Annotated in this window: 10 protein-coding genes; 4 read left to right on the top strand and 6 right to left on the bottom strand. The window is 62.7% G+C overall.

Annotated features, from left to right (window positions below; all coding sequences use genetic code 11):
• Positions 1 to 2: 2 nt before the first annotated feature.
• The 5 genes from HCZ97_RS13205 to HCZ97_RS13185 all read right to left on the bottom strand — a co-directional run bounded on the left by HCZ97_RS13205 (position 3) and on the right by HCZ97_RS13185 (position 6,626).
• Positions 3 to 1,703 carry a beta-1,6-N-acetylglucosaminyltransferase gene (locus HCZ97_RS13205; RefSeq protein WP_167689186.1) on the bottom strand — a complete coding sequence of 567 codons (1,701 nt, stop codon included), beginning with the start codon at positions 1,701 to 1,703 and terminating at the stop codon, positions 3 to 5.
• On the bottom strand, positions 1,700 to 2,710 hold the full coding sequence (locus tag HCZ97_RS13200) for a glycosyltransferase family 2 protein (protein ID WP_167689185.1): 1,011 nt from the start codon (positions 2,708 to 2,710) through the stop codon (positions 1,700 to 1,702). The genes HCZ97_RS13205 and HCZ97_RS13200 overlap by 4 nt, the downstream gene beginning before the upstream one ends.
• A gap of 58 nt (positions 2,711 to 2,768) precedes the next feature.
• Entirely contained in the window at positions 2,769 to 3,965 is a 1,197-nt protein-coding gene (locus tag HCZ97_RS13195; RefSeq protein WP_254871520.1) for a glycosyltransferase family 1 protein, read from the bottom strand.
• A 366-nt stretch (positions 3,966 to 4,331) separates the two neighbouring features.
• Positions 4,332 to 5,225 carry a UTP--glucose-1-phosphate uridylyltransferase GalU gene (gene galU / locus HCZ97_RS13190; protein WP_167689183.1) on the bottom strand — a complete coding sequence of 298 codons (894 nt, stop codon included), beginning with the start codon at positions 5,223 to 5,225 and terminating at the stop codon, positions 4,332 to 4,334.
• 129 nt (positions 5,226 to 5,354) lie between these two features.
• Positions 5,355 to 6,626, bottom strand: coding sequence for a glycosyltransferase (locus HCZ97_RS13185; protein ID WP_167689182.1), 1,272 nt, complete (start codon positions 6,624 to 6,626; stop codon positions 5,355 to 5,357).
• A 202-nt stretch (positions 6,627 to 6,828) separates the two neighbouring features.
• Here HCZ97_RS13185 and HCZ97_RS13180 point away from each other — a divergent pair, with 202 nt between their 5' ends.
• Positions 6,829 to 7,650, top strand: a complete 822-nt coding sequence (locus HCZ97_RS13180; RefSeq protein ID WP_167689181.1) for an ABC transporter permease — start codon at positions 6,829 to 6,831, stop codon at positions 7,648 to 7,650.
• Here HCZ97_RS13180 and HCZ97_RS13175 read toward each other — a convergent pair.
• Positions 7,647 to 8,255: an alpha-ketoglutarate-dependent dioxygenase AlkB gene (locus tag HCZ97_RS13175; protein WP_167689180.1), complete on the bottom strand. Its 609-nt coding sequence runs from the start codon at positions 8,253 to 8,255 to the stop codon at positions 7,647 to 7,649. The genes HCZ97_RS13180 and HCZ97_RS13175 overlap by 4 nt on opposite strands.
• Positions 8,256 to 8,751: 496 nt before the next feature.
• Between HCZ97_RS13175 and dnaK the strand changes: the two genes are divergently transcribed.
• The 3 genes from dnaK (at position 8,752) to radC (ending at position 12,814) form a co-directional block, all read left to right on the top strand.
• A complete protein-coding gene (gene dnaK, locus HCZ97_RS13170; protein ID WP_167689179.1) occupies positions 8,752 to 10,671 on the top strand; it encodes a molecular chaperone DnaK in 1,920 nt (639 codons plus the stop codon).
• An 83-nt stretch (positions 10,672 to 10,754) separates the two neighbouring features.
• Positions 10,755 to 11,900: a molecular chaperone DnaJ gene (gene dnaJ, locus HCZ97_RS13165; RefSeq protein ID WP_167689178.1), complete on the top strand. Its 1,146-nt coding sequence runs from the start codon at positions 10,755 to 10,757 to the stop codon at positions 11,898 to 11,900.
• A 158-nt stretch (positions 11,901 to 12,058) separates the two neighbouring features.
• Entirely contained in the window at positions 12,059 to 12,814 is a 756-nt protein-coding gene (radC, locus tag HCZ97_RS13160; RefSeq protein WP_167689177.1) for a DNA repair protein RadC, read from the top strand.
• The last annotated feature ends 47 nt before the right edge of the window (positions 12,815 to 12,861 follow it).

Genomic DNA, 12,861 nt, shown 5'->3' with positions numbered 1-12,861 from the left:
ATTTACTTCTGGATTAGGTAAGGCTTGCGGGGTTTCTCGATCACCGGCGACGCCATCGGGTGGGCGGGGAAATCCCCCATGAGATAGGGATGCATTCCCTGGTTCTTGAGGTTCTGGAGGAACTCGCCGAAGCCGGTCAGATCCACCATCTTGGGCATTTCGGACAGACGCCGCACCGAGCGGCTGCCGATTTCGTCGATCACGCTCTGAAGCGGTTCAGCGGGGTTTTCCACGAAATCCGCCATGGTCCAGACCTTGATCCGCGCCTTCGCGTAAGAGGAGCGCAGGGTGGCAAGGAACTCGTTCTCGACCTTTTGCAGGCGCGCGGCCTCTCTTCGGATTTCCACGAAATCGCCGCCGGTCTGGAACAGCGGCACGGCCCAGGCCCCAGAGATGACGGAGATCTGCGCATTGGTGTCCTTGGCCATGTCCCAGGCCACGGCCTGGTTGGCCCGCGGGGAATACTGGAAACACTGGCGTTCGCCCCGGGTGTTCCAGTTGAGGTTGGTCAGGAAGTCACGCGGCGCATAATCTCGCATCGCGGCAGAGGCGGTCAGCGCCCCGTTGATTTCGAACTGCTCATTCGCGAACTGGGCGTTCCCCGGCCCGAAGATATGCCCGTGGACCCGGCAGCCCGTTGTGCGGGACAACCAAAGCTCGAACTCCACGAAAAGTTCGGTGAACCCCTGGAAGACAGAGTACTTGGCCCCGGTCAGCCCGTTTTCCCACCCGTCGTTCGGATAACGGCTTTGCATGTACAGGCCGGGCCGTCCACGGGTGCGCCGCTCGACCGCCTTGGAGAAGATGCGGTCGATCTTGCCGGGGTTGGGTTCGGTCCGGTTCATGGCCCCTTCCGCATCGGTCAGGAAGGCCCGGTAGACCCGCTCTGCCTTCGGCCAGATCTTGCGGGCCACGAAGCAATCCGAACGGCGCAGAAGCTGCAGGTGGTCATCGTAGAAGATGTAGGGCTTGCCCTGGAAATCGAACTTCGACAGCGTCAGGGACCGGCTTTCCACCTGGATCGAATGGATCCGGGCAAGGGACTGGAAATAGCTTTCGTCCGGGATCCAGACCTTGCGGAAGTAGCGGTCGTAGACCGAGCGGCGCGGATCGTTGAGGATCTTTTCCAGCGTGCGGCGCGACAGGCACCACCACTGGCTGCCCATGTGCGGCACCAGCCCGAAGGGGATCCGGCGGCGAAAGCGGATCCGGCGTTGCAGGCGGACATAGGCATCAAACGCCCGGCGGTTCTTCTTCCATGAAAAGGGAAACCGCAGGGTGAACCGTTCCGCATCCAGCCCGCCGACGGTCCAGGGGACATCGGCGGTCGTGGCACTTTCGATGAAATCGGTGCGGGGCCGGGCCGCCAGGTAGTCGATCAGCTCCTGCACGGGGCGCAGGGGCAGGCAGGAGCCGGAGGTCAGGTAGATGTGCTGCACATCCGCATGTTCCGCCAGCAGCATCTCACAGGCGGTCTGGGTGGCCGCGACAATGCCCCATGCCCCCCATTCACAACGATGCCGTGTCGCGAAGGCCACGCCGGGCACATCCGACAGCTTGTTGCGGAAGTCCTCGTATTCGCGCTTGGGTACCTTTCGGTCGCAATGGATCACGACAGGGCAGCCCCCCGCGGACCAGTGTCGCACCACCAGCTCTGCCCTGTCGAGCGCGGTGTGCACCAGCATGACGATGCCGATCGTCATGCCCAGTTGCCCTTGGACATGAGCCCAAGGATCTCAAGTTGTCGCCAGTTGATGTATTTCTCGGACCACTTGCACCACAGCTCTGGGCGCTCCTTCAGCATGTGGTGATATGCGATGTATTCCCGGCTCGCGCCATAGTGCTGGCGTCGCGCAAGCTCCTCTTCCGCCTTGGCGGAAAACGTGTCCAGGAATTTCGTATGTAGCAGCACGCCGCTCGCCTTCTCCCCGCCCCATTCGTCGTAAACCAGATTGAGGCCCCTTGGCAGAAGCATATGTGTGGAGCTGACGTAGGCATAGGCCCGATCCCATTTCACCAATGGAATCTTGTTCAGGGCCGGGGCGTTTTGCGGCTGATCTGCAAAGAAGATGCGCATGCGCGGGCCGCCCTGTATCCACAGGTTGGCATACTTCCCGTTGCGCTCGATCGTGTAGTTCCCGGCATCGAACCAGGAGGCGATCTCAAGCGGATCCTGTCCGGGCCGATAGGGCTGCGCCCCGATGGGCCCCTTGGGATACATGTCCAACAGCATGGCGGAGAAGCTCTTGATTGAACTGTCGTCCAGCCAGTCGGTCAGCGCAGAAAGCGGCCGCGCGTCGCAGAAGGGATAGACGAAGAACTCATCCGGATCGACCGTCAGGCACCAGTGTCCATGGGCATAGGCAATCTGGAGCCGCGTGATCCAGTCCATCCCGAAGCGCGACCGCTTGTAGCCCGCCAGCGTGTGCCAGACGCTGCAGTCGGGCTGGGCAGAGAGGTATTCGCGGGATCCGTCGTCGCTGTCGTTATCGACAAAGAGGAAGTGCTGAACTCCCATCTGCCGATAGTATTCCAAGAAATAGGGCAGCCGGACCTGTTCATTGCGCAGGGTGCAGAACAACAGGATATCGCCCTGAGTGATCTTGCGGGTTCGATCGGCAACCGTGCGCAGGGAGGCGCCCTTGCGCAAAGCGCGCAGCAGGAGCCTCCGACGCTCGGTCCTCAGCCGGTATCGCTCAGCAATGCGCACTCAATACCTCTTCGACGCCCATTCTGGCCAGGCCAGGATGTTCCGGGTGACCGCCCTATCAGCTTAGCTTTAACGCCGCCTTGAAATGGCCTTGCCATGTCATCGGGCGATACTGACCGGAGCGCGCTGAAGTAGAAACACTTTCCGACCCCGGCGCAATCATCCTCTCAATGTAAGCAGCCCAGCAATAAACATCCCTAGCGGGTAGGTAAACTGGGTAATCCCCCAGAATCTCTCGCAGAACCGGCAGATCCGAACAGGCCAGCGGGCGGCCCGCAGCAGCAGCTTCCGCAGCGGGAAGCCCGTAGCCTTCGGCGAGACTGGGAAAGAGGCAGGCTCTGGCGCCCTCGGTCAGCGCGGCAAGCGCGCCGTCTGAGAGCCCCTCGCATTCCAGGATGTGCGTGCCGCGCAGGGCGGAACTATCAAGCCGTTCGAAGACATCCGTGTTCCGCCAGCCGCGACTACCCGCGATGACAAGCACGGGCATCTCGGCCGGCGGAAGACGACTTGCCAACAACTCCCAGGTGGAGACCAGGGTCGCGTGGTTCTTGCGCGGCTCGATCGTTCCGGTGACCAGAAAATAGGGCCGGTCCGGCGGCAGGTTGGGCCGCAGCGCTGCGGGATCCGGTCGTGTCCGCGTCACGCCAAGCGGCACGACCTGGATCGGCGGCGGTGCAGGGATGTGGCGGCGCAGATCATCCGCCGTGACCGTTGAGTTGCACAGGATCAGGTCCGCCTGGGCGGCTGTGTCCAGCAGGGCGCGGAACCGCGCAGGCACGCCTTCTGCCTGGAAGTGCGGGAAATCCAGTGGGATCGTGTCATGCAGAAAGACCGTGACCCGCGCGCCCGGACGCTTGCGGACCGCCCCAAGGACCCGTGGCGTGAGGTTCGTATGACCCAGGTTGATGTAGACGAAGCCAGCGGGAAGGCGCCCCAGCAACAGCGGCAGTGTCGGTCGGGGCACGCGGGCGCGGGCCGCACGCCAGAGATCCGATTGCGCGCGGCGTTGCAGAGGGGCCAGCTTGCGGGCCAGCCTAAAGAGCGGATGGACCGGACCCCAGGGGGCGCCCCCCACCAGCCGGTCGCGCAAGGTCGACAGGCCGAACTTGTCCAGCAGAACATAGGCCCCCGCAACACGCGCAAGTCCAAAAAGGGGCGTCTTTTCCACCAGAAGGGCATCCAGCCAGGCGGCCTCTACCCGGTCGATGCCTGTCAGGACGCGCCCCGCCCGGCTGGTCAGACGCGTTACGTCCAAAAGCCGCGCAGGGGGTGGGGCATCAGCCCTCGTAATGTCCTGTTCTATGCCATTTCCATGCATCTTCGATCATCTGATACATGGTCGACCGTCGTGGCGTCCAGCCAAGCCCTGTCTCTGCACGGGTCGAACCTGACGCAAGCTTGGTTGCATCTCCCGGACGGCGCGGGCCCTCTTCGCAAGTCACCGTCCTGTCTGTAATCGCGCGCGGCAGGTCTAACAGCTGTTGCGCGGGAAAACCCATGCCGCTGCCGAGGTTGATCGCGCGCCCACGACGTTGTGGTGCCAGTAAAGTCCCATCGCCGTCATGCTTTCCCTGACCTGTAAAAGGGCCGGGAAATGCAAGACGGCGACGGGTTCATAGCCTTACTGCGCGGCGTGCTCGATATGCATGACGTCTTCGAGGTAGTTCAACAGTTCCTCGCGCAGATCCGGGCGGCCAAGGCCGAAGGACACCGTTGCCTGAAGGAAACCGGCCTTGGACCCGCAGTCGAAGCGCTGGCCCTTGAAGCGGAACCCATGCACCGGGCGGCCTGCGGTGATCTCATCCGCGATCGCATCGGTCAGCTGGATCTCTCCGCCGGCACCGCTTTTCATCTGGTCCAGGTTTTCCATCACGCTGTTCTGCAGCACGTAACGACCGATCACCGCCAGGTTGGACGGTGCCGTGCCGGGCTTGGGCTTCTCGACCATGCCCTTGACGGACACGACAGAACCCATGTCCTCTTTCACGTCCAGGACACCATAGGCGCTGGCCTTCTCGGGCGGCACTTCCATGGCGGCAACCATGGAGGCAGGGCTTTCCTCGAAGGCTTCGATCATCTGCTGAAGGCAGGGTTTCTCTGCCGCGATGACGTCATCGGGCAGGATCACCGCAAAGGGCTCATCCCCGATCAGGCGACGGGCGCACCAGACCGCGTGGCCCAGGCCAAGGGCCTTGTGCTGGCGGATGTAGGCGATGGCACCAGAGTCCATGTAGGTTTGCTTGAGCACGTCCAGAAGCTCTGTCTTGCCCTTGCGCTCCAGCTCCTCTTCGAGGACCGGGGAATGGTCGAAGTAGTCTTCCAGTGCCGACTTGCCGCGCGAGGTGACAAAGATGAACTCCTTGATGCCTGCAGCGCGCGCTTCGTCGATCGCGTATTGGATCAACGGCCGGTCCACCAGCGTCATGATCTCTTTCGGGACGGACTTCGTCGCCGGAAGGAACCGGGTGCCCAGACCCGCGACCGGAAAAATGGCTTTGGTGACTTTGTTCTTCACAATATTACCCTCAATCAGGAGTGTCGCTTAGACAATTTTAAAACACAGCTAGCTTGGCTCCCGAATGCGACGAGCCTCTTGCCGAAAAAACCGGAAAAATGTCCCGGTCCGCTTCGGTAAGAGCATGACCTAACCCACGTCGCCCTGCCACCGCTGTTCAGAGATTCTTGCCAATTCGTGCGAGAATCTGCCGTTCATGTGCCAAAATTTCGCGCCGCGGTCAGTTCGCGGGCTATTGCCGAAAGTTCCCCCCTCCTGCAGCCAGACGCCAGCTTCTGTCATGCGCACCTTATGAGCTAAACATGTCGGCGAAAAGGCAAAGAGGGACACGGGCCGCCCACGCGCGGCCAGCGCCTCGGCCAGTGCCAGGTTGCGGCGCAGGAAGAGCCTGCGCGTGGCAATGACCACCGGCTCTGCGGTGCGCAGGGTCGGATAGGCGCGGAACTCACCCGCGACCGCAGCCTTTTCAGCGGCGACCTCGGCCAGCCAGCTCCAGCCCGGTACCGGGAGGCGCGGATCGGCCTGACCCTCACGCGCGCCACTGTCGAATTGGGACAGCAGGCGCAGGACATCCCCCGGCTCAAGCCGCCCGGCGACCATATGCCCCAGAAGCCCGCGCCTGCGCTCGGCCCGCAGGCCGGCCAAGGCGCTTTCGAAGTCCGCGGCCGGGCAATGGCGCGCCAGGAAACGGGCCGTACTGACCCCGACCCGTGCCAGGTGCAGCGGCGCGCGATCCGCCGCCCGCAAAGGGCCGGGCGCGCGCGCATGGTGGACCTCAGCCAGGGGGGCGATCGCCGTCACCGCGTGATGACGCGACAGGCGCAGGTTCAGGTCCGTCTCATCCATGTAGAAGGCAAAAGCGGGATCGAATCCGCCGAGGGCCTCAAGCACCCCGCGCCGGAACGCCATGTTCGTCCCCTCGGTCTTGATCGCCCTGCCCGGACGAGCATGCAGGAAGGTGATCCGCCGGGGATCGACCTGCAAAGCGCGTTCCTGCCCGGTGCCAAGCACCTCTGCCGCGCGGGACTGAAAGCGAATTCCGTCCGGGCCACGGGTAAAGCCCGTTGCCGCCGCGACCGAAGGCACTTCGAACGCCCGGGCAAGATGGGCCAGCCAACCGGGCTCTGCGACGGCGTCGTCATCGATGAAGGCCAGCACCTCTCCGCCGGCGGCGGAGACACCCAGATTGCGGGCGCGGGAGATATTTGGCGTGTCGCAGGGGATGCGCCGGATCAATGCGAACTCTGCCCGGCCCTCCAGCGCGGTCAGCCCCTCAGGATCGGCGACAACGATGATTTCATAGGGCGCATAGGCCAGCCGCACCAGGGAGGTCAGGCAATGCACCAGGGATGCGGGCCTGCCCCGGCTGACGACGATGATGCTGAATGATGGCCTGGCCACCCTACCCCTCCCCGGTCATGTCCCGCGACGCCGATGCCGCGGTGACAGGCGAAGTCTACGCGGTGCGCTCCCCCTACAGCAATGCCCGTGGTTGCAACGATTGATCCTGCCCGGTATCGGGCCTATGCTATGCAAATCAAGGCGGTAACGGGACGGCAAGCTTTCCCGCCCAGTCTTCCGCCTGAGGCAAGGGCAGGGTCAGATGTTCCAGCAGAGAACCAACCAGAACCGGTTGCAATCGGCCATTTCTATGGCGGATCTGATCTTTCATTCTGCAGCCCACAACGTGCGAGAACGGCACCGGTTCGCGATCATGTCCATCGTGAACAACGTCATTCAGGTCGTCATCGTTGTGGCGATCTTCCTGCTTCTTTACCAGCTGCTGGGCCTGCGTCGCAGTGCCGTGCGCGGTGATTTCCTGCTGTTCATGCTGTCCGGGGTTTTCCTGTACCTTCTGCACGTCAAGACGGTCTCTTCCGTGGCAGGCGCGCAGGGTCCGGCCTCTCCCATGATGCTGCACGCGCCGATGAACCCCTTCATCGCCATCGCGTCCGCCGCGCTGTCCACGCTCTACATCCAGTTCCTGTCCCTGCTGGTGATCCTGTTCCTCTACTACGTGGCGATCCGCCACTTCATGATCGAGGATCCGGTGGGCGCCTTCATGTGTTTCCTGGTCGCCTGGTTCACCGGACTGGCCGTGGGCCTTGTCTTCCTGGCGATGAAGCCCTGGGCCCCGGAATTCACCACGATCACCGTGACGGTCTATCGCCGCATGAACATGATCGCCTCTGGCAAGATGTTCCTGGCCAACAACCTGCAACCGCAGATGCGTGACATGTTCGACTGGAACCCGCTGTTCCACATCATCGACCAGGCGCGCGGCTACGTCTTCATCAACTACAACCCGCATTTCACGTCGCTCAGCTACGCGCTTTACTTGGGCATCGGGATCTTCTGCCTTGGTCTGATCGCAGAGTTCTATACCACCCGCCACGCCTCTCTTTCCTGGGAAGCCCGTCGTTAATCCACCACACGGCAGGTCAGGTTGATCCGCCCGCCTCTTGCCAGCAGGGAAGACGACCCGAAGCGGATCCGGTCCACGCCGTGGAACAACAGCCGGGAGGGACCGGTCAGCAGCAGCACGTCGCCGGATTTCAGCCAGATCGACTCCGTCTTGCCGCCGCGCTCCGCGTTGCCGATCCGGAACAGGCCTTCGTCCCCCAGGGAGACGGACATGACCGGCCAGTTGAAATCGGCCTCATCCCGGTCCTGGTGCAGCCCCATGCGTGCGCCTTCACCGTAGTAGTTGATCAGGCAGCAATCTGGATCCCGTCCCAGTCCCGTGGTCGCGCGCCAGAGGTCCAGCACCGGCTCAGGGATCGGCGGCCAGGGCTGGCCATCCGGGTGACGGGGCTCATAGCGATAGCCTCGCCGGTCCGTGTACCAGCCGTATTTCCCGGCAGAGGTCATGCGCACGGACATCTTCTTGCCGAACCGCGTTTCGGGCGAAAACAGCGGGGCCTGCGCCTGGACAGCCCGCAGATCCTCAACCAGCGCCGCCTGCTGTGCGGGCGCCAGCGCCTCTTTGAACAGTTTCACACCACGGATATCGAGCGGCTCCGGCAGCATCGGCTTCCTCCTGTCCGGCTTGATCCATTGCCCGCTGAAGGTTCTGGCAGGATGTCCCTTTTGTCCAGATGGGGCAACATACCCTTATCGGAAACCCCCAGGGTAGCCCGCGGCACCAGGCTTCGGTCCCGGCTCAGGGGCGCTTTGCGGCCACGGCATCCGTCGCGACGGTAAAAAGGCCCCGCCCGACGCCACGTCCAGGCCCGCTCAGGCGTCGCAATCTCCAGACGGCGGATTCCGGCCATTTCCCAAGCCCGCGCAGTTTAGCCGGGTGCACGGAGAGGCCCCCAATGGCATCACGAGCGCAGATTCGCGAAAAAACCCGGGATTTTTTGCGGCTCCCGCACTTGTGAGCGGCTTGCAGGGCTAAGGCCCCCTCCTTATATACGCCGAGAAGCGCGGCAGTGGGCCTCCGCTGTCGGCTGAAGAACGGGGACTGATGCCGCTTTGGGTCCGCGCCCCGGAACATCGCCTTAAGTAGAAGGGATAAGAAAACATGTCGAAAGTGATCGGTATCGACCTCGGCACCACCAACAGCTGCGTCGCCATCATGGATGGTGCACAGCCCAAGGTCATTGAAAACTCCGAAGGTGCTCGCACCACCCCATCCATCGTCGCATTCGCGGAAGACGAACGCCTTGTCGGCCAGGCCGCCAAGCGTCAGGCCGTGACCAACGCCTCCAACACGATCTTCGGCGTCAAGCGCCTGATCGGCCGTCGTTTCGACGACGAGCACCTGGCGAAGGACAAGAAGAACCTGCCGTACAACGTCATCAACGGTGGCAACGGCGACGCATGGGTCGAATCCAAGGGCGAAAAGTACTCTCCCTCCCAGATTTCCGCCTTCATCCTCGGGAAGATGAAGGAAACCGCCGAAAGCTACCTCGGCGAAGAAGTGACGCAAGCCGTCATCACCGTTCCCGCCTACTTCAACGACGCCCAGCGTCAGGCAACCAAGGACGCCGGCAAGATCGCCGGCCTGGAAGTGCTGCGGATCATCAACGAACCGACGGCTGCCGCCCTTGCCTACGGCTTGGACAAGCAGGAAAGCCACACGATCGCGGTCTATGACCTTGGCGGTGGTACCTTCGACGTCACGATCCTGGAAATCGACGACGGCCTGTTCGAAGTGAAATCCACCAACGGGGACACGTTCCTGGGCGGTGAAGACTTCGACATGCGGATCGTCAACTACCTGGCCGGCGAGTTCAAGAAAGAGCACAACGTCGACCTGACCCAGGACAAGATGGCCCTGCAGCGTCTGAAGGAAGCCGCTGAAAAGGCCAAGATCGAGCTCTCCAGCTCTTCCCAGACCGAGATCAACCAGCCGTTCATCTCCATGGGGTCCAACGGCCAGCCGCTGCACATGGTCATGAAACTGACCCGTGCCAAGCTGGAAAGCCTGGTCGGCGACCTGATCAAAGCCTCCATGAAGCCCTGCCAGGCAGCGCTGAAGGATGCCGGGATCTCCACCTCCGAAGTGGACGAAGTCGTCCTGGTCGGCGGTATGACCCGTATGCCCAAGGTCGTGGAAGAAGTGACCAAGTTCTTCGGCAAAGAGCCCCACAAGGGCGTGAACCCGGACGAAGTCGTTGCCCTTGGCGCCGCCATTCAGGCCGGTGTTCTGCAAGGTGACGTCAAGGACGTGGTCCTGCTGGACGTGACGCCGCTGTCGCTGGGTATCGAGACGCTGGGTGGTGTCTTCACCCGCCTGATCGACCGCAACACGACGATCCCGACCAAGAAGAGCCAGGTCTTCTCCACCGCGGAAGACAACCAGAACGCCGTGACGATCCGCGTGTTCCAGGGTGAGCGCGAGATGGCTGCCGACAACAAGATGCTCGGCCAATTCAACCTTGAAGACATCCCGCCCGCACCCCGTGGCATGCCCCAGATCGAGGTGACCTTCGACATCGACGCCAACGGCATCGTGTCTGTTGGCGCCAAGGACAAGGCGACCAACAAGGAACAGACCATCACGATCCAGGCCTCTGGCGGTCTGTCCGACGCGGACATCGATCAGATGGTCAAGGACGCCGAAGCCAACGCCGAGGCCGACAAGGCCCGCAAGGAGCTGGTCGAGGCGAAGAACCAGGCGGAAAGCCTCATCCATTCGACCGAGAAGTCGATGGAAGAGCATTCCGACAAGGTCGACCCGACCACCATCGAGGCGATCGAACTGGCCATCGCGGCGCTCAAGGACGAGCTTGAAACCGACAATGCCGAGAAGATCCGCTCCGGCATCCAGAACGTGACCGAAGCGGCCATGAAGCTGGGTGAAGCGATCTACAAGGCACAGAGCGACGATTCGGAAGAAGAGCCCTCTGCTGCGGATGACGCTGCCAAGAGCACCTCGGACGACGACGATATCGTCGACGCCGATTTCGAGGACCTGGATGACAACAAGCGTGGCTAAGCTTAGCCGCCGCTAGGAACCTCTGGGGCCGGTCCTCCCATCGGGCGGGCCGGCCTTCACGTTCCAAGGAAGGGTGACCAGACGTGGCAAAACGCGATTACTACGACGTTCTCGGCCTCCAGAAGGGGGCCAGCGCGGAGGAGATCAAGAAAGCCTATCGCAAGAAGGCTAAAGAGCTGCATCCCGACCGGAACGCCGACAATCCGAAAGCCGAAGAGCAGTTCAAGGAAGCCAACGAGGCTTACGAAGTCCTGAAGGACGGCGACAAGAAGGCGGCCTATGACCGCTACGGCCATGCGGCCTTTGAAGGCGGCATGGGCGGTGGTGGCCCGCGCCCCGGTGCTGGTGGCCAGGGCGATTTCGCCTCTGCCTTCTCGGACGTGTTCGACGACCTCTTCGGCGATTTCATGGGCGGCCGGCAACCGGGTGGTCGCCAGCGTGCGACCCGCGGCGCAGACCTGCGCTACAACATGCGCGTGACGCTGGAAGAGGCCTACTCCGGTCTCAAGAAATCCATCAACATCCCCACCTCCGTGACCTGCACGAAATGTGAAGGCTCCGGTGCCGAGGGCGGGGCCGAACCGACGACCTGCCCGACCTGTTCGGGTATGGGCAAGGTTCGCGCTCAGCAGGGTTTCTTCACGGTGGAGCGCACCTGCCCCACCTGTTCGGGCCTTGGGCAGATCATCAAGAACCCGTGTTCCGAATGCCATGGCCAGGGCCGTGTGGAACGGGAACGCTCGCTTTCGGTGAACATCCCCGCAGGCGTTGAAACCGGCACCCGCATCCGCCATTCCGGCGCAGGCGAAGCCGGGATGCGCGGCGGTCCCTCCGGCGATCTCTATATCTTCATAGAGGTCGCAGCCCATCCGATCTTCGAGCGCGAAGGTGTGAACCTCTTCTGTCGTGTGCCTGTTTCCATGACGGCGGCGGCACTTGGCGGCGACATCGAAGTGCCCACGATCGACGGTGGCCGCAGCCGGGTGAAGATCCCCGAAGGCAGCCAGTCCGGCCGCCAGATGCGCCTGCGTGGCAAGGGCATGCCGGCCCTGCGCGGCGGTGGCTCCGGCGACATGTTCATCGAGCTGGCCGTTGAAACCCCGGTAAACCTTACCGGGCGCCAGAAGGAGCTCCTGCGCGAGTTCGAGGATCTCTCGGAAGAGAACAACCCCGAAAGCGAAGGCTTCTTCAAGTCGGTGAAGAACTTCTGGGATTCGATGAAGGGATGACATGGTGATCGGGTCCCGGTGTTCCGGTTTTTGATCATCTTCAGACCATCAGGGGCGGCCTTCGGGTCGCCCCTTTCTTTTGGCGGTGTGCCCGACTCGACGGATTGCGCCTTAACCGCGTTAACCGTCTGCTAACCTGGACATCCCATCCTTGCCGGATGAACGATGGTTTCCGCGAAATCCCCCTGTCTCTCTTCGGCGCTGACGAGGCACCGGAAGAACCGCTACCGCAGGGGCGCCTGCCATCCTACATCCGCGACCACCGCAAGCGCCTGCGGGACCGCTTCATGCAGGGCGGCGCGACAGCCCTGCCCGACTACGAGATGCTTGAGCTGGTACTGTTCCGGGCCAACGCCCGCCGGGACATGAAGCCCCTGGCAAGGCGCCTGTTGGACCGGTTCGGGGATTTCAACGGCGTGCTCACCGCCCCGCCCGACCGCCTGCGGGAGGTCGAAGAAGTCGGGGATGCCATCGTCTGCGAATTGAAGCTGATCGAAGCCGCCGCGCGCCGTCTTGCGCGGGCCAAGGTCATGGACCGGCAGGTACTGTCCTCATGGGATGCTCTGCTGGATTACTGCCACACCGCCATGTCCCACCGTGAGACAGAGCAGTTCCGGGTTCTCTACCTGGACCGCCGCAACGTTCTGATCGCGGACGAGGAACAGGGCGAAGGCACGATCGATCACGTGCCTGTCTACCCCAGAGAGGTCATGAAACGGGCGCTGCAGGTCAACGCCTCTGCCATGATCCTGGTGCACAACCACCCATCGGGCGATCCCACACCCTCACAGGCGGATATCGACATGACGCACCAGATCGAGGCCGCAGCGCATGCGCTCGGCCTCGTCCTGCATGATCATATCATCATCGGCAAATCGCGCGAGCTCAGCTTCCGCTCGGACGGCTACCTTTGATCACGGGGTGGCGGGAAGGCGGAAAGCCCGGCTTCCGCCCCCTTTGA

Origin of the sequence: Pseudooceanicola sp. HF7, assembly GCF_011806405.1 — a bacterium.
Lineage (GTDB): Bacteria > Pseudomonadota > Alphaproteobacteria > Rhodobacterales > Rhodobacteraceae > Pseudooceanicola.
The sequence above is the reverse complement of the archived record's forward strand: the minus strand, read 5'-3'. Positions and strand labels throughout refer to the sequence as shown.